At 74.1% G+C, this 25,708-nt stretch carries 19 protein-coding genes; 3 read left to right on the top strand and 16 right to left on the bottom strand.

Translation table 11 applies throughout. The features are described 5' to 3' along the window. The first annotated feature begins 281 nt into the window (after positions 1–281). Positions 282–2,090, top strand: a complete 1,809-nt coding sequence (locus tag ABT095_RS18420; protein ID WP_350530477.1) for an alkaline phosphatase family protein — start codon at positions 282–284, stop codon at positions 2,088–2,090. Between the two features lie 81 nt (positions 2,091–2,171). Here the strand turns inward: ABT095_RS18420 and ABT095_RS18415 are convergent, their stop codons facing one another. Both ABT095_RS18415 and ABT095_RS18410 read right to left on the bottom strand, forming a co-directional pair. Continuing rightward, positions 2,172–3,626: a hypothetical protein gene (locus ABT095_RS18415; RefSeq protein WP_350530476.1), complete on the bottom strand. Its 1,455-nt coding sequence runs from the start codon at positions 3,624–3,626 to the stop codon at positions 2,172–2,174. A 282-nt stretch (positions 3,627–3,908) separates the two neighbouring features. Then, positions 3,909–4,574 (bottom strand): class I SAM-dependent methyltransferase, encoded by a 666-nt coding sequence (locus ABT095_RS18410; protein ID WP_350530475.1) that lies wholly within the window; start codon positions 4,572–4,574, stop codon positions 3,909–3,911. Between the two features lie 190 nt (positions 4,575–4,764). On the opposite strand from ABT095_RS18410, the gene ABT095_RS18405 reads away from it, so the two are divergent. Next, on the top strand, positions 4,765–4,965 hold the full coding sequence (locus ABT095_RS18405) for a hypothetical protein (protein WP_350530474.1): 201 nt from the start codon (positions 4,765–4,767) through the stop codon (positions 4,963–4,965). A gap of 8 nt (positions 4,966–4,973) precedes the next feature. Here the strand turns inward: ABT095_RS18405 and ABT095_RS18400 are convergent, their stop codons facing one another. Continuing rightward, complete coding sequence (locus ABT095_RS18400) at positions 4,974–6,374, bottom strand: NAD(P)/FAD-dependent oxidoreductase (protein WP_350530473.1); 1,401 nt, start codon at positions 6,372–6,374, stop codon at positions 4,974–4,976. A 105-nt stretch (positions 6,375–6,479) separates the two neighbouring features. Further along, a complete protein-coding gene (locus ABT095_RS18395; RefSeq protein WP_350530472.1) occupies positions 6,480–7,697 on the bottom strand; it encodes an amidohydrolase in 1,218 nt (405 codons plus the stop codon). A gap of 187 nt (positions 7,698–7,884) precedes the next feature. Between ABT095_RS18395 and ABT095_RS18390 the strand changes: the two genes are divergently transcribed. Further along, positions 7,885–8,055 carry a thiazolylpeptide-type bacteriocin gene (locus tag ABT095_RS18390; protein WP_350530471.1) on the top strand — a complete coding sequence of 57 codons (171 nt, stop codon included), beginning with the start codon at positions 7,885–7,887 and terminating at the stop codon, positions 8,053–8,055. Positions 8,056–8,108: 53 nt separating this feature from the next. On the opposite strand, the gene ABT095_RS18385 is transcribed toward ABT095_RS18390, so the two are convergent. The 12 genes from ABT095_RS18385 to ABT095_RS18330 form a co-directional block, all read right to left on the bottom strand. Further along, entirely contained in the window at positions 8,109–10,049 is a 1,941-nt protein-coding gene (locus ABT095_RS18385) for a TOMM precursor leader peptide-binding protein (protein ID WP_502884922.1), read from the bottom strand. 14 nt (positions 10,050–10,063) lie between these two features. Next, on the bottom strand, positions 10,064–10,816 hold the full coding sequence (locus ABT095_RS18380) for an ABC transporter permease (RefSeq protein ID WP_350530469.1): 753 nt from the start codon (positions 10,814–10,816) through the stop codon (positions 10,064–10,066). Beyond that, positions 10,813–11,727 carry an ABC transporter ATP-binding protein gene (locus ABT095_RS18375; RefSeq protein WP_350530468.1) on the bottom strand — a complete coding sequence of 305 codons (915 nt, stop codon included), beginning with the start codon at positions 11,725–11,727 and terminating at the stop codon, positions 10,813–10,815. Before ABT095_RS18375 ends, ABT095_RS18380 begins: the two co-directional genes overlap by 4 nt. Positions 11,728–11,764: 37 nt before the next feature. After that, positions 11,765–12,982, bottom strand: coding sequence for a M50 family metallopeptidase (locus tag ABT095_RS18370; protein ID WP_350530467.1), 1,218 nt, complete (start codon positions 12,980–12,982; stop codon positions 11,765–11,767). Beyond that, the gene (locus ABT095_RS18365; RefSeq protein WP_350530466.1) at positions 12,979–14,019 is read right to left on the bottom strand and encodes a lantibiotic dehydratase C-terminal domain-containing protein; all 1,041 of its coding nucleotides are present in this window, start codon (positions 14,017–14,019) and stop codon (positions 12,979–12,981) included. The genes ABT095_RS18370 and ABT095_RS18365 overlap by 4 nt, the downstream gene beginning before the upstream one ends. After that, positions 14,012–16,846, bottom strand: a complete 2,835-nt coding sequence (locus tag ABT095_RS18360; protein WP_502884916.1) for a lantibiotic dehydratase — start codon at positions 16,844–16,846, stop codon at positions 14,012–14,014. The genes ABT095_RS18365 and ABT095_RS18360 overlap by 8 nt, the downstream gene beginning before the upstream one ends. A 16-nt stretch (positions 16,847–16,862) precedes the next feature. Next, a complete protein-coding gene (locus ABT095_RS18355) occupies positions 16,863–18,431 on the bottom strand; it encodes a nitroreductase family protein (RefSeq protein ID WP_350530465.1) in 1,569 nt (522 codons plus the stop codon). Positions 18,432–18,483: 52 nt separating this feature from the next. After that, positions 18,484–20,442: a TOMM precursor leader peptide-binding protein gene (locus tag ABT095_RS18350; RefSeq protein ID WP_350530464.1), complete on the bottom strand. Its 1,959-nt coding sequence runs from the start codon at positions 20,440–20,442 to the stop codon at positions 18,484–18,486. 4 nt (positions 20,443–20,446) lie between these two features. Next, entirely contained in the window at positions 20,447–22,618 is a 2,172-nt protein-coding gene (locus ABT095_RS18345; protein WP_350530463.1) for a TOMM precursor leader peptide-binding protein, read from the bottom strand. 5 nt (positions 22,619–22,623) lie between these two features. Continuing rightward, positions 22,624–23,631, bottom strand: a complete 1,008-nt coding sequence (locus ABT095_RS18340; RefSeq protein ID WP_502884915.1) for an AfsR/SARP family transcriptional regulator — start codon at positions 23,629–23,631, stop codon at positions 22,624–22,626. A 254-nt stretch (positions 23,632–23,885) separates the two neighbouring features. After that, a complete protein-coding gene (locus tag ABT095_RS18335; protein WP_350530462.1) occupies positions 23,886–24,668 on the bottom strand; it encodes an ABC transporter permease in 783 nt (260 codons plus the stop codon). Beyond that, positions 24,665–25,702: an ATP-binding cassette domain-containing protein gene (locus tag ABT095_RS18330; protein WP_350530461.1), complete on the bottom strand. Its 1,038-nt coding sequence runs from the start codon at positions 25,700–25,702 to the stop codon at positions 24,665–24,667. Before ABT095_RS18330 ends, ABT095_RS18335 begins: the two co-directional genes overlap by 4 nt. Positions 25,703–25,708 lie beyond the last annotated feature (6 nt).

Genomic DNA, 25,708 nt, shown 5'->3' with positions numbered 1-25,708 from the left:
CACTCTTACCCCGTACCCCGCCTGGCCCGTCCGACGCGTGCCGCCGGCCGTTCAGGGCGGGGGCAGGGGCAGCGCGAGAAGGCACCAGGGGCCGGCCCCACCCCATGCTGGTCGCCTACCCGGCGAGGCTCGTCGGCCCGGTCGTGTGCCACCCAATTCCGAACTTGTCCAGCCAAGTTGGGTCGCTGTTCTTCCCCTGGACGCCGTCGGCCGATATTCATGTCCCGTTCATGGCGAGAGGCCATGGATCCCACCCTCACCAACGGGACGAGGTTTCCCCCATGCGACTGCGTCGGAGCTCCTTCGGCGGGCTGATCGCCGCCCTCCCCCTCCTCGGCGCGCTGGTCGTCGCTGCCCCCGCCCAGGCGACGGCCGGCAGCGGCAACCTGATCGTCAACGGCGACGCCGAGACGGGCGGCTACTGCACCAACGACTGGAGCGCGGCCTCCACCGTGCCCGGCTGGACCGTCGAGGCCGGCGGGATCGACGTCATGTGCCAGTCGGTCGGCTCCTTCGGCCTGCCGAGCGACGGCAACACCCCGGGCAGGGCCTTCTTCGCCCCCGGTAACTTCGGCGACGGCGCGATGACCCAGACCGTCAACGTCTCCTCGGCGGCCGCGGCCATCGACGGCGGCGGCGTGAGCTACAACCTGGCGGGCTGGCTGGGCGGTTGGACCACCTACGGCGGGTACGCCGCCGTCAGCCTGCACTTCAAGGACGGGGCCGGCCGCCCGGTCGGCGCCGCCGCCAAGCTGCCCACCGTCTCGGCCACCGACCGCGGCCTGGGCACCAAGTTCCTCTCCCGCACCGCCACCGGCGCCGTCCCCGCCGGCACCCGCTCCATCCAGGTCGAGGTGCAGTTCCTCTCCACCACCAGCGAGACCGGCTACCTGGACAACCTCTCGCTGACCCTCTCCACCCCGGTCGCCGCGCCCGCGCCCGTCGCCCCGCCGGTCTCCCAAGTGCCGGGCTACGACCACGTGTTCACCATCATGATGGAGAACACCGACTACAACCAGATCATGAACGACCCGGCCGACACGCCGTTCATGCACAGCCTGATGGCCCAGGGCGCCACCCTCACCGACGCCCACGGCACCTACCACCCGAGCGACGAGAACTACCTCTCGATCGCGGGCGGCGACACCTACACCAAGGGCGCCACCTACTGGCCGAACATCAACTCGCCCCAGCGCAACCTCGGCGACACCCTCGAGGACGCCGGCAAGAGCTGGAAGGCCTACGAGCAGGGCATGGGCACACCCTGCAACACCACCACCCAGTACGACGCCAAGTACGAGCCGGACGACGCGCCGTTCATCAACTACACCGACATCAGCGGCAATCCGGCCCGCTGCGCGGCGCACCTGTTCGACACCACCCAGCTGACCACCGACCTGCGGTCGGCGGCCACCACGCCGAACTTCTCCTGGATCGCGGCCGACGACTACTACGACGGCGAGGCCTCGGGCAACGGCAGCGCCACCAGCCTCCAGGTGCAGGACGGCTGGCTGAAGCAGACGCTCGCGCCGATCATGGCCTCCCCGGCCTGGACCCAGCAGCGCTCGCTGATCCTGCTCACCTGGGACGAGAGCAACAGCGAGAGCTACAACCACGTCGCCACCATCGCCGTCGGCTCCCAGGGCAGCGTCCCGGCGGGCACCAGCAGCCCGGCGCACTACGACCACTACAGCATCGGCCGCACCATCGAGGCCGCCCTCGGCCTGCCCGGCCTGACCGCCAACGACACCTACGCGACCCCGCTCAACGCGGCCTTCGCGCCCAGCGGTTCGGCAACGCCGACGCTGACCGGCAACGTGCAGGAGGTGACCGGCGGCGGCAACTTCACCCTGCGCTACGCGCTGCCGAGCACCTCGCAGGTCAGCACCAAGAACTGGGTCGGCCTCTACCCGGCCGGCGTCAAGCCGGGCGCGCAGTCCTCGCTGACCTGGAACTACACCCCGAACCAGAGCGGCGCCGTCACCTTCTCCACCGGCAAGCTGAACGGCGCCGGCAAGTACGACGCCTACTACCTCGCCAACGACGGCTACACCCCGCTGGCCGGCCCGTTCACCGTCACCGTCGGCTGAACAGCCGCCCTCGGCCGGACCACGGCCTGCCCCACGGAGTCCGCCTGTCCGTCCGGACAGGCGGACTCCGCCGTACCCGCGTCAGGACGTGGTCAGCAGCGGCCACTCCTGCGCGAAGGACTTGAGCGGGAGGTCCTTCTCGATCAGCGGGGTGCCGAGGATCGCGATCCGCGCCATCACGGCGCCGTTCACCGAGAGCCCGGCGTAGAGACCGGCCTTGCCCTCGACCACGGGCTTCCCCGCACTGGAGTCGATCTTCACCGAACCGTCCACCGCCGCCCGCAGGTACGGCTCGACGGTGGCCTTCAGGCCCACGGAGTCGCAGAGCGCCACCGAGCCGTCGGCCACCAGGCTGCTGCGTACGGCGGCCGTGCCGGAGAAGCTCGCCTTGAGCGGGGAGATCTCGGTGCGCACGGGCCCGGTGCCGCTGGTCCAGCCGCTGCCCCGGGTGTAGTCGGCGTGGATGCCCCACTCGCCGTCATAGCTCTGGGTGGTGTCGACGGTGACCGCACCGTCCGCGCTGACCTGGGCGTAGACGGTCAGGTTGAGGGTGATCACCACCGGCAGCTGGCCGACCATGACGGTCGGCGTGGCGGTCAGGGTGGCGATCGGGAACTTGACCGGGCCGGTGGCGCCGGAGAGCGCGGCGGTCAGGTGCCAGTTGGCGTGGGCGCCGAGGTCGAAGCCGACCTCGGCCTGCTCGGCGGCCAGGACACCGTGGGTGCCCCGGTAGGAGAAGAGCACGCTCGGGTCCAGCTCCAGCGAACCGTCGAGCGTGGCCTTGGCACCGCCGGGCAGCGGGATGCTGTCGTTCGCGTCCAGCTGCAGCACCGCCGAGGCGGTGCCGTCGCCGCCACCGCCCGGCTTCGGGACGTAGGAGGCCTTCAGGTCCTTGAGCTTGGGGGTGACCTGGATCTTGTGCGGGTCGAGGGCCGTCCTGATGTCCGCCCAGGTGTCGCCGAGCAGTTCGGAGATGGTGGCCGGGCGCGTGCGCACCTTCACCTTGCCCGCACCGGCCGGCCTGACCTCGGTGACCGCCAGCAGCGCGCCGTGCGGGGCGGCCGCGGTCGGCGGGCTGTCGATCAGCTGGCCGGGCCGGACGGCGGCCACGGCCGCGGCGGAGGCGGACGGGCTCGGGGCCCCCTTGGCCGGCCGGGCGACGGCGAGCACGGCGGTGCCGGACCCCCGGTCGTAGGAGGCCAGCCTGAGGGCCGGGCCGGCGGCCGCGTTCGCCTTGGCCGGGCTGCCGGACGGGCTGCCCGACGGGCTGGCGGACGGGCTGGCGGACGGCACGGGTGCGGCCTTGGCGCTCGGCGCACCGGCGGGCGGGACGGCCGGGACGGCCGGGACGGCCGGACGCTCGGTGGCGGCCGGCGAGGAGGAGTCGGCGACCGGCGCCACCAGAGTGACTGCCGGACCTTCGGCGGCGGCGTCCACGCTGACGGCGGGCGGGGTCGGATCGGTCGGACCGCAGGCGCTGAGCGAGAGTGCGGCAACGGCGGAGAGCGCGGTGAGCGCGAGGGTGCGCTTGTTCATACGGAGGGTCACCTTCGGCGAAAGGCGGGCAGGGAGGGACCACCACCGGCAAGGCCGAGGAGCGGGCGGGGGAGACAGGGCGCCGGCCGAAGTCCGCCGTCGGCCGGCACGCCTGATGAATGGTCAAAAGCCTTTCCCGGCGCTGCAGTCAGCCGCCGGAACCCCACCCCGACTCCTAAAACTAGAGCCAGTAGTTTTCCCGACCGTGAACGTACACCAGCCCGGATGACATGCTCAAACCGGCAGCCCCGCCGCACGGCCACCGCACCACCCTCCGCCGCCTCAGGAGCCCGGCACCCCGGGCTTGACCGCGTGGAGGTACAGGTGCTCCTCCTCCCCCGCACCGGGGAAGTCGGGGCGGAACACCCCGGACCGGACCCGGACCACGTCCAGGCCGGCGGCCTCCAGCAGCTTGGGGTACAGCTCGGCCGGGAAGCTGGTGCAGCGCACCCGCCGGTCCAGCCAGGCCACCTCCGCGTCCTCCCCGTCGAAGGGGACGGTGGCGAGGACGAAGAGCCCGCCGGGGGCCAGCCAGTCGGCGATCCGGTCGAGGGTGTGCTCGACGTCGGCCCGGGGCATCTGCAGCAGCGGGAAGAACGCGGTGACCGCATCCCACTGCCCCGGGGTGTCGGGCAGCTCCCGGACGTCGGCCAACTCGAAGACGGCGCCGGGCACCCGGGCCCTGGCGAGCTCGACCATGACGGCCGACACGTCGCAACCCGTCACCCGGCAACCCGCCGCGGCCAGCCGCTCGGCAGTCGGCCGACCGGTGCCCGAACCCACGTCCAGCACCCGCGCGCGCTCCGGCAGCCGGGCCGCCAGCCAGTCCAGCGCGGCGAGTTGCCCGGGAAGCCGGCCGTAGGCCCGCTCGTACTCCAGACCAAGGGCGTCGAAGAGCCGCGCCGCCGCACCCCTCCGGGCTTCCGGCGTGGCGTGATCGGTCGTCATGATGGGCGGCTCCGGCCTCGGCGGCGTGGGGGTGCGGTCAGCAGCACGGAGACTACCGACAGTGCATGCCGGTCACGGTGAGTGAATCGATCTTGGGCGTGTTGGGCGGCACCGGCGGCCGACGCAGTAGCCTGACCGTCGCAGTAGCCTGAAAAGTCGGTTATGTCCGTCAGAAGGGCGGTGTCCGATCATGACGCAGGTCAACCGTGACCTCCAGACCCTGGGCGACGAGTACGGTCTGGCCGGTGACCTCGGGCCCGAGGAGGTCGTGAGCAGGGCCCGGCTGGCCGTGGCCACCTACGCGCGCGACGCCCAGGACTGCCGGCTGCTCCTCGACGCCCTCGGCCTGCTGCCCGGCAACGGGACGGCGGAGGAGGACCCGTCGCCCTAGATCCGGCCCTAGTGCCGACCGGAGACGGCGTCCGCGACCAGGGCCACCGGGGAGGTCCGGGCGCGGGCGCCGCGTTCGTGGGCGTCGGCCAGGTGGTAGGCGGCGTAGAGGCCGTGCACGCCGAGCCAGCGCAGCGGCTCGATCTCCCAGCGGCGGACGGTGTGGTCCACCCAGGGCAGCCCGGTGAGCTCGGTCGGGCGCTCGAGCACCAAGTCCCGCAGGGTCCGCCCGGCGAGGTTGGTGGTGGTGACGCCGCTGCCGACGTAGCCGCCGGCCCAGCCCAGGCCGGTCGCCCGGTCCAGCGCGACGGTGCTGCACCAGTCGCGCGGCACCCCGAGCACGCCCGACCAGGCGTGCTCGACCGCCGCGCCGCGCGCCGCCGGGAAGAACCGGGTGAGGATCTCGGTCAGCTGGTCGACCGTGCGCTGCGGCGTGGAGCCGTCGTGGTCCGTCCGGGAGCCGAAGCGGTACGGCACGCCCCGGCCGCCGAGCGCGATCCGGTCGTCCGCCGTGCGCTGCGCGTACATGTAGGCGTGCGCGAAGTCCCCGAGGGTGTCCCGGCCCTCCCAGCCGACGGCCGCCCAGAAGGAGGCGGGCAGCGGCTCGGTCACGATCATCGAGGAGTTCATCGGCAGCCAGGAGCGCTTCTCGCCCCGCAGGTTCGCGGTGAAGCCCTCCGTGCAGCGCAGCACGTACCGGGCCCGCACCTCGCCGCCGGACGTGAGCGCCCGCGCGGGCGCCGTACCGGTGGCGGGCAGGATCTCGGTGACGGTGGTCCGCTCGTAGATCTCGACGCCGAGCCGCTCGGCGGCCTCGGCCAGGCCGCGCACCAGCTTGGCCGGCTGGATCCGGGCGCCGTGCGGGGTCCAGCTCGCCGCGAGGGCGCCGTCGACCCCGATCCGCTCGGCCGCCTCCGCGGCGCCGAGGCGCTGCACCTCGGTCTCCCCGAAGGCGTGTTCGTCGGCCACGAACGCGTCCAGGCGCAGCACCTGCGCGGGGGTGCGGGCCACCTCCAGGACGCCGCCCTGCACCTGGTCGGCGTCGATGCCCTCGGCGTCGCAGACCCGCAGCACCTCGGCCACCGAGTCGTTCATCGCCCGCTGCATCGCCACGGCCCGGTCCTTGCCGTGCCGCCTGGCGAACACGCCCCGGCCGGCGAACCCGTTGTACAGCCAGCCGCCGTTGCGCCCCGAGGCGCCGTACCCGCAGAACCGCTGCTCCAGGACGGCGACGCGCAGCGAGGGATCGGCCTGCTTGAGGTAGTAGGCCGCCCACAGCCCGGTGTACCCCCCACCGACCACGGCGACGTCGACCTCGACGGATCCGTCCAGGGCCGGCCGCTCGACAAGGCGGCCCAGCGCGGCGTGCCAGAAGGACACACCGCCGTTGACGGGGGTGGACACGGCCACGTCAGACCTGCCTTCGCTCGTTCCCAGGTGCGGGCACGCTATCCCCGGCCGGGCGCCGCGGCAACGCACACACTGCCAAGCTCGGCGCGATCTCTGAACAGACCGTCAAGGCCGGTCCAGACAGGCCAGGGCCGCCGTGTGCAGCGCGGCGACGCCGGTACGGAGGGTGAGGCCCAGGTGCGGGCGGAACTCGGGTGAGTGGTTGGCGGGGAGGGCGGCGAGCTTCTCGGCGGGGCCGGGGCCCGGGGTGGCGGCCCACTGGTCGGGGCCGACCATGCCGAGCAGCCAGTAGGCGGTGCGGATGCCGGTGACCCCGTGCAGCTCGAAGCCGTCCGGGCCGAACAGCGGGAAGTCCTCGGTGGCCGTCAGCGGCGGCCACCCGGCGACCCGCTCGGGCCCGAGCAGCTTCAGGTGCGCGTCCCGGACGGCCTCGGCCAGCCCGGGGTCGGGCCGGTTGACGCCGGAGCGGGAGAGCTCCTCGACGGACGCACCTGCCACCACCGTCCTGATCCGGGCCTCCATCCGCGCCAACTCCCCCTCCTCGAAGGCCCGGACCGTCACCGTGAGCACCGCCCGGTCCGGGACCACGTTGGCCGAGCCGTCGCCCGCCTGCAGCGAGGCGACGGTGACCACCACCCCGGGCCGGTTGAGCTCCTCCAGGCGCGGTACCAGCCGCGCCGCCGCCGACAGTGGGCTCGAGGCCGGCTGCGGCGCCGCCGCGTGCCCGCCCCGGCCGTGCAGCACCACCCGCAGCGTCCGGCTGCCGGCCGTCACCACGCCCTGCGCGTGGGCGAGCATCCCGGCGGGCAGCGGCACGGTGTGCTGGGCCAGCACCACCGAGGGCGCCGCCGTCCGCTCGTAGAGACCGTCCGCGAGCATCGCCCGCGCGCCCCGCAGGGTCTCCTCGGCCGGCTGGCCGATCACCAGCAGGGTGCCGCGCCAGCGCTGCCTGCTCTCCGCCAGTTCGGCGGCCGCCGCGGCCGCGCAGGCCAGGTGCATGTCGTGGCCGCAGGCGTGCATCACCGGCACCGCACGGCCGTCGGACAGAGCGGCGGTGGCCGTGCTCGCGTACGGCAGGCCGGTGCGCTCGGCGACCGGCAGGGCGTCCAGCTCGGCGCGCAGTGCCACCACGGGCCCGGGGCCGTTGCGCAGCACGGCCGCCACGCCGTGCCCGCCGATGCCGGTGGTCACCGCGTACCCGGCGGCCGACAGCTGCTCGGCGAAGCTCGCGGCGGTGCGCTGCTCGGCGCCGGAGAGTTCGGGGTGGGCATGCAGGTCCAGGTAGTGGGCGGCGGCCCGTTTCAGGGCGGCGGGGGTGCTCATCGGGCTCCTCGGTCGAAAGCGGTGAAGCGGTCGGGTGGTCGGGTGGTCAGTGAGGTGTCAGCGGAGCGCACCGGCCGCGGCCAGGAGCCGGGGGTAGAACTGGTGGCCGGTAGGGGGCCACCCCTGCCGAGCTCACGGTGCCTGGCCGTCGCGGCCGGTGCGCTCCCTGCGCCCCGAAGGAGTCCCCATGGACAAGACCCTTGCCTCCCTCGCCGAGGAGATCCTGAACCTCGAGTCGGAGACCTTCGAGATCAGCGACTACTCCGACACCAGCGAGGTCATGCTGGGCTCCTCCACCAGCTGCTCCTCCACCTCGACCTGCTCCAGCACCACCAGCACCACCAGCTGCTGCGCCTGACCTCAGGCGTACCACGGTGCCCTCCGCCCGGCCGGGCGGAGGGCACCGTGCTGTCACGGGAACGGGTGCGGAACCAGCCGGAATTGATTATCCGTCAGCTCGCTGTCGCGCAGACCGCCGCGGCGCAGCGCGGTGCGCAGCCGGGGCAGGCGCAGGGCCCGCTGGCGGGTCCAGCCGAAGTCGATCGGCAGCAGGCCGGGCACCAGGGTGCAGACCGTCCGCAGGCCCGACTGCCGCTGCTCGGGCGAGGTCTGGTCGACCACGATCACATCGTGCCCGGCGCCGACCAGCTGGTCGCGGCAGTACCGCAGGTCGTCCAGCAGGTCACCGGTGCGCGGCCGGGCCCGCTCCCAGTCCGCGTACAGTTCGGCCGGGGGCCGGGCGGGGGCCACCGGCTCCAGGTAGCTGCGCGCGTGGTGGGCCATCTCGGGCAGCCCGAACAGCGCGGCATGGTCGGGCAGGCGGCGGACCAGGTCGAAGTTCCGGGCCATCGCGGCGAGTTCGGCCGGGCGCTCGGCCACCTGGCCGGGCAGGTGCGGCAGGTAGGTGAGGATCTCGCTGACCGCGCCCTCGATGGTGCTCTCCGGGTCGAAGCCGGCCGCCGCCGCGAAGGCCAGCGTGCCGGGGCCGCCGTCCCGCCGGACGGCCAGGGCGGTGACCACCGGCACGGCGAGGTCCACCCGGTTGTCGAAGGCCCGCACGTCGTAGCCGCGCAGCGCGGCCCGGTCCAGCATCGCCCGCAGGGCGCCGCTCCCGCAGGCGTCCAGGGCAAGCTCGGGCAGCGTGGCGTTGCCGTACCAGCCGAGCAGGAAGGCGTCCCGCTCGATGAGTTCGAGCAGGCCGAACAGGACGGCCTCCTCCAGGCAGCTGCCGATGGCGCAGCCGTTGGAGCACTCGAAGACGAAGTTGTCGGCCGCCGTCCCGGCGCTGTAGTGCACCAGCCGGGCCGGGACGAACACCTCGCGGCCTTCGCGCAGCGACCAGCCGCGCACCCAGGGGATCGGCCGGTCCGGGTCGAAGGGGGCGAGCATCGGGTCGTCCCGGTAGGTCTGCGGCGCGTACAGGCCGCAGTCGCGCGGGTCGAGCGCGTGCTCCTCGCCCAGGTTGTGGTACGAGTCCACCAACAGCGGTGCGGTGGACCGGCGGTGGGTGCCCGCGTAGCGCTCCAGGCCCTCCAGGAAGGCCAGATCGCGGCTGGCCCGGAAGGAGTTGGCCTGCCCGCTCCAGGTGACGTCGGTCAGCCCGGCGTAGCCGCGCATGAAGACGCTGCCCGCCACCGGCGCGGTGGTCGGCGAGGTGACGTCGAGCCAGGTGCCCGCGCCGAGCGCGCCGCAGACCGGGTTGGCCAGCGCCTCGGCGGGCAGCGGGTAGGAGGCGGCGCTGCGCAGCCGGTAGGTGCCGGGCCCCGGCTTGGGGCGGGAGGTCAGCTCGTACGAGGGCTCCTGGGGCGCGCGCCCGCAGTCCGGGCAGAGCGGCTCGGCGAGCAGCGGCACGGTCTGCACCCGCAGCGTCTCCAGGTCCAGCCGGGACACCTGCGACAGGCCCGGCCGCTCACCGGCCGCGCTCGCCAGCCGGTACAGCTGCCAGACGGCGTCCACCACCCACTCGGGCAGCAGCGGCCAGTCGGGCCCGACCAGGGTGGCCTGCGCCCCCGTCTCCAGCGCCTCCCGCTCGGTGCGGCTGCGCAGCCGCTGCCAGCGCATCGCCAGGCAGGTGCCGCAGGCCCGCTGCCCCTGGGCGCCGCCCCAGGGGCCGACCAGCACCGACTGCGCGCTCAGGTGCACCACGGCCCGCTGTCGCGACTCGTCGCCGCCCTCGGGCCGCAGCAGATCCGCCGCCCCGAGCACGGCCACCCCGGGCGCGGCCACCCCGGCCGCGGCTGCCCGCTCGGCCAGCCGGCGCGCCAGCTGCTCCCCGGCCGCCGTGAACCCGGCCACCTCGGCCCGCACAGCATCAACTCCCGTACCGTCGAACGGCGCAGCGGCCTCCGGCATGGTCTCCGTCCGAGTCATGTGCGGTTGCTCCAGCGGAAGGTCTTGGCGGCCAGGGCGCCGAGCAGTACGGCGAAGCCGATCAGGGCGCCGCAGTCGAGGGCGAAGCGGGCGAGGGATCCGCCACTGCCGAAGGCCTCGGTGACGCCTTCGTCGAACCAGCGCAGCGGCAGCACCCGGGAGAGGCTCTGCAGCCAGCCCGGCATCAGGTCGATCGGGTAGAACGCCCCGGAGAGGAAGGCCATCGGCACCATCAGGCAGTTGGCCAGCGCGGCCACCGCCTCCGGCGTGTTGGCGAGCCCGCCGACCACCAGGCCGAGCGCGGCGAACGCCGTGCTGCCGCACAGCAGCACCGGCACGGCGTACGGCCAGGACCCGCCGAGGTGCAGGTCGAAACCGAACACGGCGACGACGGTGAAGAGCACCGCCTGCACCACCCCGGTGGCCAGCGCCACCACCCAGCGGGCGCCCAGGACGGCGGCCAGCGGCGTGGGGGTGCGCCAGATCAGCCGCAGCAGGTCGTCCCGCCGCCAGTGCATCAGGGTGAAGGCCACCCCGAACACGGCCGCGTTGCCCACGCCCCAGGAGAGCACCCCGGGAGCGATGTAACTGATGTACGCCGCACCGCCGTTGACCCGCTGGCCGTGGAAGATCAGGCCGAACACCGCGAGGAAGAGCAGCGGGAAGGCGAAGGTGAAGATCATCGAGGTCTTGTCGCGCAGGTACGCCAGGTACCCGGCCCGGGCGACCGCGAGGTAGGCGCCGCTCATGCGTGGGTCTCCGATCCGGTCAGCGCCAGGTAGGCGTCCTCCAGTGAGGGGGTACGGGTCTGGACCTCCTCCAAACCGACCAACTCGCCGAGCCCGAGCAGCACTTGACTGGCCGAACGGGTGGTGATGACCAGCTCCCCGGCCTCCACCGCCACCGCGTCCACCCCGGCCAGGTCACGAACCTGCTCGGCGGCGACCCGGTGCGCGGGCACCAGCAGCCTGGTCGGGGCGGCCAACGAGCGGATCAGGTTGGCCGGGGTGTCCACCGCGAGGACGCGGCCGGCCGCGATGATCGCCACCCGGTCGCACAGCGCCTGGGCCTCGTCCAGGTGGTGGGTGGTGTGGACGACGGTGCGGCCGTGCCGGTTGAGCGAGCGCAGCAAGTCCCAGAGCGAGCGGCGGGCGGCCGGGTCGAGGGCGGCGGTCGGCTCGTCCAGGAAGATCAGCTCGGGCTCGTGGATCAACGCGGTGGCCAGCGCCAGGCGTTGGCGCTGGCCACCGGAGAGGTCGTCCACCCGGGCGTCCGCCTTCTCGGCCAGGCCGACCAGCTCGAGGGCGCGGTGCGCGACCGAGGCCTCCAGCCGGTAGAGCGCGGCCACCGTCTCCAGGTGCTCCAGCGCGGTGAGCCGGGTGAAGAAGGCCGAGCTCTGGGTCTGGATGCCCAGGCGCCTCAGCAGCCCGGTGTTGCGCGGCCAGGGGCTCTGCCCGAGCACGCTGACACTGCCGGAGTCCGCCTGCCGCAGGCCCTCCACGATCTCGACCAGGGTGGTCTTGCCCGCGCCGTTGGGGCCCAGGATGCCGAAGAACTCCCCGCGCCCGACGGTCAGCGACACCCCGTCCAGGGCCTGCACCGGCCCGTACCGCTTGCCCACCCCGTCCAGCACCACCGCCGGGCTCTCTGCTGCACTCATTCCGCTCTTCTCTCCCTGTTCCGACACCAAGCCCGCCTCACCCTGCTTTCGCCGCCGCCCGCCTGCGCTGCGCCTGGGCCAGCCGCCCGACCCCCCACAGCGCGAGCGCCGCCCCGGCCAGCGCCGGCGGCGCGTACCCGGCCACCGGTGCCAGCCGCCCCGGCAGCAGCGCCCGGCAGACCGGCCCCGCCGCCACCAGCACCGCCGCCGCCAGCGCCGCACACCCCAGGACGTACCCGCCGTACAGCAGCCGCAGCCGCGCCGGGTACGCCCGCAGCGCCGCGCGGTCGCGGCGGGCCAGCAGGGCGGCGAAGCGGCGGCTCTCGGTGGCCGTCCGCAGACTGCCGGCGGCGTAGCCGAGCGCCTTGTAGCCGTCCAGCGGGGGCAGCGGCACCAGGTTGGCGAAGGCGGTCACCACACCGAGCAGCAGCAGGCCGCCGAGGAAGGGCCGGGCCTGGGCCCGCTCCGGCAGCAGCGCCCAGACCGGGTAGACCGGCAGCAGGACCACCAGGTTCGCCACCGCCCCGGCCAGCGCGGTGGCCACCTGATGGCGGCGGCGGGCGAAGAACCGGACGTCCTCCACCTCGCAGTACAGGTACGACATCGGCAGCCGCCAGCGCAGCCCGATCTCGGTCACCCGGCCGCCGTACCGCTGCCCGACCAGGCCGTGGGCCAGCTCGTGCACCGCCAGGCTCACCCAGAGCAGGCAGCCCACCGCGAGCAGCGCCACCGGCTGGTGGGCCAGCCGCGCGGTCTCGTCCGTCAGTGTGCCCAACTCCAGGCCCACGGCGATGATTTCCGCGACCAGCAGCACCGAGAGCAGTACGCCGAACCAGCGCGTCCACGCCCACCCGGTCAGTGTGTGCAGCCGTGCCAGCAGGGCCGGCGGGTCCGAGACCATCCGCACCCGCCCGGCGAGCACGCCCGAGGGGGCTTCCACCTTCGGGGCGGCGGCCGGCGCCTGGGCGTCGGCGAGCAGCCCCCGGCCGTGGAGCAGCCGCAGCAGCTGCTGCCACTGCGCCTCCCCCAGCCGGGCCCGGAACTCCCGGGCGTACTCCTCGCCGATCTCGGCGAGCGAGCGGGTGCCGTCGAGCCGCTCGATCACGAACCGCTCCTTGACCCCCAGCTCGAGCACCCGGTCGGCGCGCGGGTCCCGCACCAGGTGGACCACCGCGGCGCCGCGCCGCAGCGGCCGGCTGACCAGCAGCTCGGGGCGGACCTGCGGGCGCAGCTCCAGGAGTTGGTGCCCGCTCACCCGGCCGCCACCTCCTCGGGCTCACGCAGCGCGCGGGCCAGGATGTAGGAGAGGAAGGCCTCGTCCCGGACGGTCACCGACAGGCGGTTGTTGGTCATGTGCGCGTACGGGGAGAGCAGCATCGGCAGCGCCTGCGAGAGGTCGCTGACCGGCAGGTCCCGCTCGCCGTCCCAGGAGCGGAACACCAGCTCGCCGCGCTCCGCCAAGTCCACGACGCGCGACCGCAGTTCCAGGCAGTGCTCGGCCCAGCCGCGCAGCAGCTCGGGCAGCTGCCCGGTGGCGCTCTCGGCCACCGTCGCGCGGATCGCCCGGAACCGGCCCGGCAGGGTGCTCCCGGCGCTGGCGTAGGCGCGGTCGTAGCCGCGCTGGGCGGTGAACTCGGTGCCCGCGAACGCGCCGTTCCAGAAGGCGTGGTAGCGGTCGAGGAAGGTGAGCAGCTCGTCCCGGTCGGCGAGGAAGCAGGCGGACATGGTCATCATCAGCTGGGTGGCCAGGCCGAGCACCACCGTGCGCAGGTGCAGGTTCATCGTGCGGGTGGCCTCGACCACCAGCTCGCTGGAGCGCTCGAAGTGCCACTCGGCCAGCGCCACCCCGGCCGGGCCGCCGTACTTGCCGTACTCGGGCTCGTACGGCTCGATGCTGAAGGTGTTGTTCTCCCGCAGCCGCATCTTCCCGTCCGGGCCGAGCAGGCGCTCGCGCTCCTCCTCCCGGTACTCCAGCTCGAACATCGTGTTGTAGAGCTCCGCGAAGAAGCTGTCCTTCACCTCGTACAGCGCCGGGCGGCGGCGCAGGAACTCGGCGATCGCCGCCTCCGTGCGGTCGCGCACCACCTCCGCCGCCTCCGGCCTGGCCGGGCGCAGGCGGAGCCGCAGGTGCGGGCCCTCCAGCCAGTAGTTGATGAAGAACCAGCCCGCCAGCAGCCCCTCCTCCCGCAGCTCGCCGACCAGCGGCCGCACGCACTGCAGCAGCAGCGGGCGCGGGCTGGCGGCGTAGAAGACATGGAAGGCAAGCCAGTCGTGGGTCGCTCGCTCAGTCACGGCGGGTTGCTCCTCGCTGCTGCTCGGGCGCGGCGGCGCCCGCGCTCGGGATGATCTCCAGGGCCAACTCGGCGACGTGACTGCCGCGTTCGGAGCGCACATGCAGGGCGTCCGCGCCGGGCAGCGCCTCCTCGAGCACCAGCTCCGCCGCACCGGCGGCCAGGCCCTCCAGCGCGGCGAGCGAGAGCGGGCCGGCGAAGTCCAGGTACTGCGGCTTGGCGGCGGGGCCGGGACCGTCCTGCCGGGCCCGGACGAACAGCTGCGCGGGCAGCCGGTGGCGGCGGCGCCAGCGCTGCCAGCGCAGGAACCGCTCGGACTCGCCCTCGCCCGGCACGGGTTGAGGCAGCGCCGAGGCCTGCGCCGTCCAGCTGCGCCGGTGCAGCACGAGACTGCCCAGCCGCACCCTCGGGCGGTGGGTGACTCCGCCCTCGCCCGGCCCGGCCGGCACCCCGCGCCACAGCTCGGGGGTGACCCGGGAGGTCGGCGAGAACAGCAGCAGGCTGCGCGGGATCTCGGGCAGCACCATCGGCACCAGGTAGCCGAGGTAGAGCGGGATCACCTCCGCGCGCAGCCGCCGCGACCGCAGCACCAGCCGGTCCTCGGCCGCGTCGTGCACCACGTACAGGTCGTCCAGCTCGATCCGGGCGGTCTCGGGCGCGGTGCTGGTCTCCCCGGGGCAGACCAACTCGTAGTCGGTCAGCCGGACATGCAGGTTGAGGTTGGTGGTCGCCGCACCGGCGGTGACCTCGGCGAACACCGCCCCCTCGGGCTGGGCGGCCCGCAGGCTCCCGCTCAGCTCCGCGTTCTGCCCGGGCTCCAGACAGTGGGTGAAGCGGGTGAACGGGAACGCCAGCCCGCCGTACGAGTGGTTGAGCACCACCATCGGATCGCCCTCGCGCCGGGCAAGTTGGACGAAGTGGCTGTGCGGCGCGAAAGCCCCGCCCGCCGCGCCGAGTTCGGCGGCGACGGCGGCAAGGTCCGCGGAGTCGAGCACCAACTCCTCGGCGTCGTCGGGCAGCTGCTCCCGGTGCAAGCGCATCCGCCGCGCCAGCTCGGCACGGGCCCGGTCGAGGGCGGTGAGCTCCGGCACGTGCAGCCAGTTCTCCTCCGGCGGGTACCCACCGTCGACGGCCTCGCCCGGCTTGAGGGCGGTGAACTGCAGGTACTGGTTGAAGATGTCCTCATGGAAGTCGTGCACCAGCTGGAGCAGGTCCTCGCAGCGGCCGCCCCGGCCGTAGCGGGCCAGGAAGAAGCCCTTGAGCGTCAGCCGCTGGGCCAGTCCGAGGTCGAACACCGGGAGGACAGGGGCGAGTTGCCGCAGCGGCCGGGCCGCCAGCTGCTGCCAGGGGGCCGGGTCGGCGGTCACCTCCTCGGCGGTGACGTCCTCATAGAGCAGGGTCTGCGGCAGGCCGGCCTCGGCGTCGCCCAAGTCCCGCTGGATCTCGGTGAGTTCCCTTCGGAGCTCGGTCAGCAGCGCCCGCCGGGCGGCCAGGTCACCCGCCGGGTAGCGGTCGATCGCCGCGATCGGGGCGCCGAGGCGGTCAGCGACCGTCTCGGCCCACGGGCGCTCCAGCGAGCGCAGCGCGTCGCGGAAGGCCCGCAGCGGGTCCCCCGTGTGCACATCGGTGGCCAGCAGCGGCAGTTGGAGCATGCCGACGTCCAGCAGGGCGGCGAGATACCGCTCGGCCTCCGCCCCGGCCTCCGGGCCGCCGTCGGCGACGCACAGCCGGTCGGCGAGCTCGCCGTGCCGGATCAGCGGCCGCTCCCGGAACAGCCCGAGCAGCCGCTCGAGGAGTCCGCTCAGCCGCAGGTAGAACAGCCGGTCCCGGGCCGCGTCGAAGCTGACCGCCGCCCGGTCGTCCCCCGCCGTGACCGACCGGCGCACGTACCGGATCCGGTCCTCGGTCAGCTCCCACCCGGAGGCCAGCGCCACCGGCAGGTCCCGCCGCCGTCCCGGGTCGGCGGCAATCAGCTCCGCCAGCCGGGCCAGCACCACCACATTCAGCCGCGGATGACTCCGCCGGGCCGCCCCGAGCACAAGCTCATCCTGCCCGGCCCGGGTCGGCGCCGCCGAAGGCCGCCACTCCCGGCCCGCGCCCGGCCGGTCGGCGCCCGCCCCGCTCCCGTCCGGCTCCCCCGCTCCTGCTCCCGCCCCCGCTCCCGCCCGGAACACCCCTGGCACCACCGGCGTGAAGGTGCTGAACGGGCTGGTCTTGCAGGCCGTCCGGTACAGGTACGAGAGCAGCGAGCGTTCCATCTTCCGGGTCCGCTTGTCCGCCGCCCGCCCGGGCTCGGCGAGCCGGTCCAGGCGGCTCTCCAGCGTCGGCGAGGCGAGCAGCAGCCCTAGCCGCAGCTCGTCCAGCTCCGCCAACCGGTGCAACTCCGCCCGAGTGCGGACGAGTTCTCGCTCCAGCAGGCCCTCCCCAGCCACCCGCAGCTCGGCGAGGCGCCGCTGTGCGGAGAGCCAGTGCAGCAGCAACTCGCCCACCGCCGGATCGAGTTCGCCGATCAGACCGAGGGCCTCGGCGGGCCGCTCGGGCAGCCGGTTGTTGAACACCTGGCGCCGGACCTCGAGCACCCGCCTGCGCCGGGCGGCGTCCGGCGCAGCCTTGACCAGCAGCGAGAGCGGGTCGCTGAGCCGGGCCCCGAGCTCGGCCAGCCGCTCCTCCTCGGCCACCAGTTCCTCGGCCCAGCCGAAGGCCTCGGGCGAGCGCAGCCCGTGCACCAGCTCGACCGGCAGTGCGCCCACCCGCAGCATGAAGCGCGGAGCCAGGCCCGGCTCAGGGCCGGAGCGCCGGGCCGGCCGCGCGGATTCCGTGGCGGTCAACGGGTCCTCCCCCGGGTCAGACGATCGTGTGGACGAAGTCGGCGGGGCTGCGGTGCTCCTGCCCCACCATCATGATCAGCAGCGGGATCTCCCCGGCCGGCAGGCCCAGTTGCTCGGCGTAGGAGAGGCAGTCGAAGCCGAGCGCCACCCCGCAGGCCAGCCCGGCCGCCGGAGCGGCCGTGTAGAGCGCCTGGGCGGTGGCACCCACCACGGCGTTGACCAGGCGCAGCCCCCGGTCACCGACCGCGTCCACCACCGCCGGGGTCGGTGCGGTGACCGCGATCACCGCACCGGCCTGCTCCAGGTTGTAGTTGTCCAGGAAGTAGTTGTCCTGCAGGAACGCGCCGTGCTCTCCCGGCACCACCGACCGCAGGCTGTGATCAACCGGCTCGTATGCGTACGCCCCGGGCGGCACCCCGTCGACCTTGTTGACGAAGACGTACAGCCTGGTCAGCTCCGGCCCGCCCGGTGCGAGTCCGTCCGTCCTGGGCACGGCCGGGGCGGCGGCCGCCGCCAGCGCGGCCGACAACTGCCCGGCGCTCATCGGCGGACTGGCCGTGAACCGCCCGAAGCTGCTGCGCCGGGCCCGCAGAGCCTCGCGCACCCCCATCCCCGACGCGGGCGGCTCCGGCAGTCGGACGCCCTCACCGTCTCCCACCGGCTCCCGCGCCAGCGCCCCGGCCAGTGCCCCGGCGCTCGGCCGGTCGGCCGCCCCGTCCAGCGTCGCGGCATGGATCCGGCGCACCGTCTCGAAGCCGATGACGGTCCGGGAGGCCTCCTGGTCGGCCAGCCGCACCCTGGCCCCCTCGCCTGCGACGGCGCCCGGCGCCGCACGCTCCCAACGCAGTGGAACCACCGCGAAGACGCCCTCCTCCTCGGCGTCCAGCCCGAGCAGCCGCCCGAGCCGCGGCTCGTCGAACCAGAGCGCGGCGTCCAGGCGCAGGCCGTGCGCCCCGGCCCAGATCCGCCAGGTTTCGAGCAGCGCACCGATGTCCATGGTCACCACGTGATAGGCGAAGCTGTTGTACTTGAAAGCGTTCTGCCAGAACTTCACGGTCAGCACCAGGAACTGGTCCGTGCCGTCCCCGAGCCCGCCGAGGGCAGCCCGCACCTCGCCCGTCACGTCCCCGGCCAACAGCCGTCGCAGCGCGTGATGTTCGGTCGCGTAGTAGTGCACGCCCGGGGTGAGCGGGCCGCTCGGGCCGCTCACCCAGTGGACGCCGACGGGATACAGGCCGCCGCCGGAGGCAGTGCCGCGCGACCAGTTGGCGTGCGGGTAGAACGGCAGCGAGCCGAGGTCGGAGTTGGCCTGCACCGCGAGCCGCCGACCCGTCAGCCCGTAGGAGTCGCGCAGCATGCCGCCGAGCAGCGGGAGGGTGAACCCGCCCTCGCCGGGCGGCCCGTAGAGCCCGCGAGCCAATTCAGCCCCGACCCCGGCCTCGTCCGGCAGCGGGAGCAGCGGCGCGCCGGGGAAGTGCTTGCCCTTGCGGGGCCGGTCGGCCCAGTTCGGCACGAAGTCGGCGGGCTCCATCGGCACCCGGGCCCGCCGCATCACCGCGGCGGCGTACTCGTGGGCGTACCCCATGGTCGCTCCTAGGTCGTGGGTTCGCAGGTTCGTGGGCTCGCGGGGAAGCGGGTCAGGGGAAGGGGTGCGGCGCCGGGTTGAACTCCTCGGGCGTCAGATCCCGCTCACGCAGGCCCGCCGCCCGGGCGGCGGTGCGCAGCCGGGGCATGGTGAGCGCGCGCTGGCGGCGATGCCCGAAGTCGATCGGCAGCAGGCCCGGCACCAGGACGCTCGCGGTGTGCAGGCCGAACTCCCGCTGCTCGGGCATGGTCTGGTCGACCACGACCACGTCGAACCCGGCCGCGCCCAGCGCCCCGACGCAGGCCTCCAGGTCCTCCCGCAGGTCGAGCGAGGGGCGGATCGTGCCCTCGGCCAGCCGCGCCGGCGGCTGGGGCCGGGGCTGCCCGGAGTCGCTCAGCAGGAAGTCGGCGTGGCGGGCCATCTCGGGGATGCCGTACAGCAGCGGGTGGTCGTGCAGCACCTGCACCTGGTCGAAGTCCTCGGCCATGGCCCGCAGTCGGCGCTCGTCCCGGGCGGTGCGGCGGCGCAGGTTGACCGAGTCGGTGGCAATCTCGCACAAGCCGGCCCAGAGTGCGGCCTCCGGGTCCAGACTCGCGCCCGCGCCGAAGCACATCCGGCCGAGGCCGCCGTCGATCCGCTCGGCCACGGCGGTGACCACCGGGACGGGGAAGCTGACCCGGGTGTCGAAGAACCGGGCGCGGTAGCCGTACATCTCCAACCGGTCGACCAGCGACCGGGTTTCGGGCCTGGTGCTGGCCCGGGCGTCCAGCTCCGGCAGCGCGAGCCGGCCGTACCAGGCGAGCAGGAAGGCGTCCCGCTCGATCGCCTCCATCAGCCCGAAGTAGACCGCCTCCTCCAGACTGCCGCCGGAGGCGCAGCCGTTGGAGCTCTCCTGCACGAAGCGGTTCGCCAGGCCGCCGGGCGCGTGGTAGTAGGTGAGGATCTCCGGTACCAGCAGCGGCTGTCCGTCCCGCAGCGACCAGCCCCAGACCCACGGGATCGGCCGGTCCGGCGCGAACGGCCGGATGCCGGGCTCGGCTTCGTGGAACTCGGGCGGGTAGAGCCCGCAGGTCCGCGGGTCGAGCGCCCGCCCGCCGAGCTCGTCGTAGGCCGCGACCACACTGGTCCGCCGCCCCCGGGCCCGCATCCCGGCCAGCCGCTCCAGGCCCTCGAGCAGGCCGACGGCCGTGCTGGTGCCGTACGAGGCGGTGTGCCCGCCCCAGAAGGTCTCCCGCAGGTAGTCGCCGGAGCGCAGCGTGAAGCAGCCGACGGTGGAGGAGGTCGAGGCGGAGACCAGGTCGGGCACCACCGAGGGGCCGAGCATCCCCGCCACCGGGTTGACGAAGGCCGCCAGCGGCAGCCGGTACTCCTCGATCCCGCGCAGCCGGAAGTCCTCCGGTGCCTTCTTCGGGCGGCTCTCCAGCTCGACCCGGGCCGTCTCCGCACTGTCCTCGACCCGCTGGTCGCAGCGCGGGCACTCGGCGTCGCCCAGCACCGGGAAGCCGCTGACCCGCAGCGTCTCCAGGTCGAGCAACTGCGCCGTCGGCCGCGCCCACCCGGCCGCCCGCTCCTGCCGGGCCGCGAGCAGCGCGGCCAGCGCGTCGGCCAGGAACGGCACCGACCACGGCGGGCTGCCCACCGCCCTGGTGCCGTCGCCCAGTTCGAGCGCCTCCCGCAGCGGCCCCGAACGGACGGCCTGCCACCGCCTGGCCAGACACCGCGGGCACGCCTCGGCGGCGGCCGGGCCGACGATCGCCTGGTGCCCGTACAGGTACACCGGCACCCCGACAGCCGCACCGTCGACGGCCAGCTCGTCCCGCACCCCGAGCACCGACACCTCGGCCCCGCCCAACCGCCCGGCCAGCCCGGCCACAACGTCCGCCCACGGCCCGGGCTCGACCGCAGCCGCAGCCGCAGCCACCGACCCGCCGGCCGCCCCCAGCCCGGGCCCGCCCTCGCCGCCCGGCCCGCCCGTGACCGCCGGGCCGCGGTCGGCTCTCGGCCCGGTCATCGCCTCAGCTGACACCTGAAGTCCCGTCCGCAAGCAGCACCTTGACCACCTCGATACGCCCGGCCGCCAGGTCGGCCGCACCCGCCCGGCCGATCAGCACGTCCCGGCCGGCGCCGCGCAGCCGCTCCAGCACCGCCGGCCAGTCCAGCTCCGGATCCACCGACGCCGCCGTCACCGCTCCGGAGGCGGCCAGCACGGCCGGGTCCAGGCCGACCAGCAGCGTGTCGCCCGGGTCGACCCCGCCCGCGCAGGCTGGGTCGCGGCTCAGCTGCTCCTGTCCGAGCAGGTCCCGCAGCGCCTCCAACGCGGCTGCGGCCAGACCGAGTCCGCTGCCCAGCGTCCACTTCCCACCGGCCCGGGCCAGCACCACCGGCAGCGGCGCCTGCGCGCCGCCGAGCCGGAACAGCTCCGGCGTCAGCCCGAGGTTGGCCGCCGACCGGGCCAGGAAGGTCAGCTCGACGTCCTCGCCGAACAGCTCCAGCGGCACCGCCGAGACCTCGGCCGCGCCCCGCAGCGCCAGCTGCAGTGCGTCGTAGGCGACCGCCGTGCCCAGCCCGCGCGTTACCGCCTCCGCCAAGGTGCCACCAGCTCCCGTACCGGCGGGTGTCCGCTCGAAGCCGGCGCTCCCGCCGCCGAACGGGCGCAGCGCGCCGGTCGGTACCAGCACCCGCTCGCCGCTCAACAGGGAGACCGCCGGGGACCAGCCCGCCACCGGCTCGGCCGGCAGCCCGGTGGCGGTGCCGATCGTCCGTGGTGCGATCTGCCGCAGGCTCGGGTCCTTCGCCGCGACCGGCGGCGGCACCACGTGGTCGGCGTAGACCTCGGCGGCCCGGTACAGTGCGCGCAGCCGGGCTCCGGCGACGTGGTGCACGTCGAAGGCGGTGATCTCCCGGCGCAGGCCCGGGCGCAGGCCGATCGTGACCGTCCCGGCCTTGAGCGGGGTCTGCTGCCACGCGTCGTCGGCGTAGCCGCCGAACACGCCCGCGTTGGGCCGCACCAGCACGGCCCGGCTCTCCAGTTCGGCCAGCGCGGCCTTGGCCGCCGCCTCCTCGGCCGCGCCGTCGGCGGGCAGCTGCACCGTGCCGGGCGCGGTGGCCAGGTCCGGCACTTCCAGGGTGTCCCCGGCCGCCGCGCAGCGGGGGCAGCGCGGGTGGGGCAGCAGCGGCTCGCAGACGACGTCCAGCGAGTCCAGGTCCTGCACGATCAACTGGCCGTCGGTCTCGGCGGGCAGCGCGCCGGTGGCGAGCCGGAACACCTCGTAGCCGAGCAGGTTGCCGAGCATCGCGGCGAGCGGGCCCGCCGGCTGGGCGCCCGCCCCGGCGAGCGGTGCCAACGGGGCGATGCCCGACCAGAGTTCGGCGGCCTCACCCGGGTCCCCGTTGGCGCCGAGCCGCAGCGCGGCGCAGGTCCAGCAGCCCGGGCGGCCGGGCTCGGTCAGCGGGCCGGCCACGGCCCGGCCGCCCACCGTCCAGGCGGGCAGCAGGCGCTTGCCCGCCGGGACGCCCATCTCGAGCAGCCGTACCGTGCGCCGGGCGGCCGCCGGGCCACCGGCCACCACGACCAGCTGGTACCCGTCGAGCGCGGCCCAGTCGGCGCCCGGCCCGCTCAGCTCCGTCACCTCGACCGGGCAGCCGGCCGCGGCCAGCGCCGCGAGCTCGGCCTCGGTCTCCGGGTGGCCCTCGACCAGCCCCGCCGACACCCCGACGGCCGCGCAGCCGTTGCGGATCAGGCTCAGCACGCACCACCGGGCGAGGTCGCCCTCGCCGAGCACGGCCACCCGGCAGTCGCGGAACCGGGCGAACCGCTCCTTCGCCCCGCCGGTGTAGTGGTCGATGTAGTCGACCTGCGCGGCGAACCGGGCTGCCACCTCGGGCGCCAACTCCGGCCCCTGGCCGTCCGGTCCGGCGTCCCGGGCGAACCCGCGCCCGTACAGCGCCTTCACCAGCCCGGCGACCATCGCCCGCTGCGGCTCGCCCATGCCCGCGCACAGCTCGGCGACGGAGTGGCTGCCGTCCAGATGCGGCACGATCAGCGAGGCGAAGCGGTACGCACCCTTGGTGGTCACGCTGAACCCGCCGTGGGCGTTGTGGAACAGCACCCCGGTGGGCGTCCGGGTGTAGAGCACGTCGCGTCTGATCCGCGGCCGGCTGTCGGCGATCTCCTCGTAGGGGGCCATTTCCCTCACACCTCGGTGCTTCGCGACGGAGCGGCGGACTGCCGCGGGGACGGGGTGGTACTGGCGGGCGGCGGACGGTCCTCGTGGTCCGGCCCCGGCGGGCCCTCGGCCGGATACCGGTCCCAACTGCCTGCCGCCGCTGCACGGGTGAAGGTCTGCAACAGCTCGTGCATCCGGTACTGCCCGCTCGGTTCCTCGGCCAGCAGGCCCGCCCGCACCAGGCTGGCGAGCACCAGCTCGCCGGGGGCGACGGCCGGCGGTTCAGGGGCTTCGGCACGTACGGCGGGAGCGGCGGGGGCGGCACGCCGGGGGCCGAGCGCGGCTTCGGGCAGTGGTTCGCCGCGCAGCACGGCCAGTTCGAGGCGCTGCAGGGCCGGCCCGGGATCGACCCCGAGTTCGACCGAGAGGTGATCGCGGACCCGGCGGTACTCGGCGAGCGCGTCGGCGCGTCTGCCGGTGCGGTGCAACGCCTCGATCAGCTGCTCCCAGAAGCGCTCGTGCACGGGGTGTGAGCGGGCCACCGACCAGAGTTCGGCGAGCACTTCGCGACAGCGGCCGAGCGCCAGCTCGATGTCGTAGATCCGCTCGGCGGTGCGCAGCCACTCCTCGGCGAGCCGGGGCACCTCCTCGCGGTGCAGCACGTCGGAGTGCACGTTGCCCAGCAGCGGCTGGGCCCAGAGTGCCAAGGCCGCTCGCAGTAACCGCAGTTCGTCCGCCCGGTCAGTCGCGGCGTCCGCCTGGTCGAGCAGCACCCGGAACTCGAGCAGGTCCAGCGTGGTGGTGTCGGCGGCCATCCGGTACCCGCCGGGCAGGGCCTCGATGGTGCTGCCCGCGATGCCGTACTTGGCGAACAGTCTTCGCAGCCGCAGGACGCAGGAGTGCAGCGCCGCCTTCGCGGTGGCCGGGGTCGTCTCGCCCCAGATCGCCCGCTGCAGGGACTCCACGGACACAACCTGGTTGGGCCGCACCAGGAGTGCGGCCAACAGCGTGGCGGGCTTTGACGGTTGGAGCACAGCCGTCTCGCTGCGATCCGCGATCGCCAGCAGCCCCAGTACGGTGAACCGAGCCGAAACGCCTTCCGACACCGATTCCGTCACCACGCACGCACCCCCACCAGTCCACTCGCCGTCCCGCCCGAAGGTATGGCCTGGTCATGGCCGAGTCAACGAGTCTGCAGGAGATCGAAGTGAACAGTGCGCAATCAGGCGTTCACATTCCTGGCGATCCGTCAGATGCCGGAAGGTGAACGCCTGGTGACATCAGAGCGTCAGCGCTGCGGCTCCCGGTCGAACTGGGTCTTCGACCACAGGTACCCGAGCACGGTCAGCCCCACGGACCAGCCGACCGCCAGCACGGCGTCGACCGTACGGATCGGGGTGCCGAGCAGAAGACCGCGCAGCGTCTCGATCGCCGGGGTGAACGGCTGGTACTCGGCGATGGGTTGGAACCAGCCCGGCATCGAGTGGATGGGGGTGAAGGCGCTGGAGATCAGCGGCAGCAGGATCAGCGGCATCGCGCTGTTGCTGGCCGCCTCCGCATTCGGACTGGCCAGACCGAGGCCGACCGCGATCCAGGTCAGCGCCAGGGCGAACAGTCCGAGCAGCCCGAAGGCGGCCAGCCAGTCCAGCGCGGTGGCGCCGTGCGAACGGAAGCCGATGGCCACGGCGACCAGCCCGACCAGCACCACGCTGGCAACCGACTGCAGCACGCTGCCGACGACATGGCCGACGATGACGGAGCCGCGGTGGATCGCCATGGTGCGGAACCGGGCGATGATGCCCTCCGCCATGTCCGTGGAGACCGAGACCGCGGCACCGATGACGGTGCTGCCGACCGTCATCAGCAGCACACCGGGGACGACGTAGGCGAGGTACCGCTCGCGGCCGGCGCCCCCGCTCATCACGCCGCCGAAGATGTAGACGAAGAGCAGCAGCATCATGACCGGCGTGAGCAGCAGGTTCAGCGTCATGGACGGGTAGCGCCGGGCGTGCAGGAGGTTCCGGCGCAGCATGGTGGCGGAGTCGCGCACGGCGAGGGACAGCGAGCTCATCGGACGTCCTCCTCGGGTTGGGCAACGGGCTGGGCTACGGGCTGGGCGGTGGCGCGGGCTACGGGCTGGGCGGCGGCGCGGGCTTCGCCGGTGAGGGCGAAGAACACGTCGTCGAGGTCGGGGGTGTGCACGGTGAGCCCGTCCGCCTCGATGCCGGCCGTGTCCAGGCGGTCGAGAAGGTGGCGCAGCTCGCGCTGGGTGCCGCCGCTCGGCACCTGGAGCGTCAACGCGTCGTCGTCGCGGGCGACTTCGCCCAGGGTGTCGGCGGCACGCCGGTAGGCCGCGGGGTCGGTGAAGCGCAGTCGGACGTGCCCGCCGGGGACCAGCCGCTTGAGCTCCTCGGCCGTGCCCTGGGCGACGATCCGGCCGCCGTGGAGCACGGCGACGTGGTCGGCGAGCTGGTCGGCCTCCTCCAGGTACTGGGTGGTCAGGAAGACGGTGACGCCTCCCGCGACGAGGGTGCGGATGATCTGCCAGAGGTTGTGCCGGGCCCGCGGGTCCAGGCCGGTGGTGGGCTCGTCCAGAAAGATGACCTGCGGGCTGCCGATCAGCGTCATCGCGATGTCCAGACGCCGCTTCATGCCGCCCGAGTACCCGGCGGCGGGCTTCTTCGCCGCCTCGGTCAGCTCGAACCGGGCCAGCAGCTCGGCGGTGAGCCGGCGGCCCTCGGCGCGCGGGAGGTGGTGCAGGTCGGCCATCAGGAGCATGTTCTCCTCGCCGGTGATCAGACCGTCCACGGCGGAGAACTGCCCGGTGACGCCGATCGCGGCGCGCACCGCCTGCGGCGCGGTGGCCAGATCGTGCCCGGCGACACGCGCTTCGCCCGCGTCGGCCCGCAGCAGGGTCGAGAGGATCTGCACGGCGGTGGTCTTCCCGGCCCCGTTCGGGCCGAGCAGGGCGAAGACGGTGCCGGCGGGGATGCTCAGATCGATCCCGTCGAGCACGGTCTTGTCCCCGTAGGACTTGCGCAGTCCGGTGGCGGAGACGGCGAGCCCGGGAGCCTTTCTTGGCGCGGGCATGACAGATGAACGCATGGAACC

It is taken from the genome of Kitasatospora sp. NPDC002227, from assembly GCF_040296285.1.
GTDB lineage: Bacteria > Actinomycetota > Actinomycetes > Streptomycetales > Streptomycetaceae > Kitasatospora.
The sequence above is the reverse complement of the archived record's forward strand: the minus strand, read 5'-3'. Positions and strand labels throughout refer to the sequence as shown.

What these genes read in the sequence shown, in the direction of transcription:
- ABT095_RS18335 (WP_350530462.1), bottom strand. Translation starts at nt 24,668, where the DNA reads ATGAGCTCGCTGTCCCTCGCCGTGCGCGACTCCGCCACCATGCTGCGC.
- ABT095_RS18355 (WP_350530465.1), bottom strand. Translation starts at nt 18,431, where the DNA reads ATGGGGTACGCCCACGAGTACGCCGCCGCGGTGATGCGGCGGGCCCGG.
- ABT095_RS18375 (WP_350530468.1), bottom strand. Translation starts at nt 11,727, where the DNA reads ATGAGTGCAGCAGAGAGCCCGGCGGTGGTGCTGGACGGGGTGGGCAAG.
- ABT095_RS18330 (WP_350530461.1), bottom strand. Translation starts at nt 25,702, where the DNA reads ATGCGTTCATCTGTCATGCCCGCGCCAAGAAAGGCTCCCGGGCTCGCC.
- ABT095_RS18420 (WP_350530477.1), top strand. Translation starts at nt 282, where the DNA reads ATGCGACTGCGTCGGAGCTCCTTCGGCGGGCTGATCGCCGCCCTCCCC.
- ABT095_RS18390 (WP_350530471.1), top strand. Translation starts at nt 7,885, where the DNA reads ATGGACAAGACCCTTGCCTCCCTCGCCGAGGAGATCCTGAACCTCGAG.
- ABT095_RS18345 (WP_350530463.1), bottom strand. Translation starts at nt 22,618, where the DNA reads ATGGCCCCCTACGAGGAGATCGCCGACAGCCGGCCGCGGATCAGACGC.
- ABT095_RS18395 (WP_350530472.1), bottom strand. Translation starts at nt 7,697, where the DNA reads ATGAGCACCCCCGCCGCCCTGAAACGGGCCGCCGCCCACTACCTGGAC.
- ABT095_RS18415 (WP_350530476.1), bottom strand. Translation starts at nt 3,626, where the DNA reads ATGAACAAGCGCACCCTCGCGCTCACCGCGCTCTCCGCCGTTGCCGCA.
- ABT095_RS18405 (WP_350530474.1), top strand. Translation starts at nt 4,765, where the DNA reads ATGACGCAGGTCAACCGTGACCTCCAGACCCTGGGCGACGAGTACGGT.
- ABT095_RS18385 (WP_502884922.1), bottom strand. Translation starts at nt 10,049, where the DNA reads ATGCCGGAGGCCGCTGCGCCGTTCGACGGTACGGGAGTTGATGCTGTG.
- ABT095_RS18350 (WP_350530464.1), bottom strand. Translation starts at nt 20,442, where the DNA reads ATGACCGGGCCGAGAGCCGACCGCGGCCCGGCGGTCACGGGCGGGCCG.
- ABT095_RS18410 (WP_350530475.1), bottom strand. Translation starts at nt 4,574, where the DNA reads ATGACGACCGATCACGCCACGCCGGAAGCCCGGAGGGGTGCGGCGGCG.
- ABT095_RS18380 (WP_350530469.1), bottom strand. Translation starts at nt 10,816, where the DNA reads ATGAGCGGCGCCTACCTCGCGGTCGCCCGGGCCGGGTACCTGGCGTAC.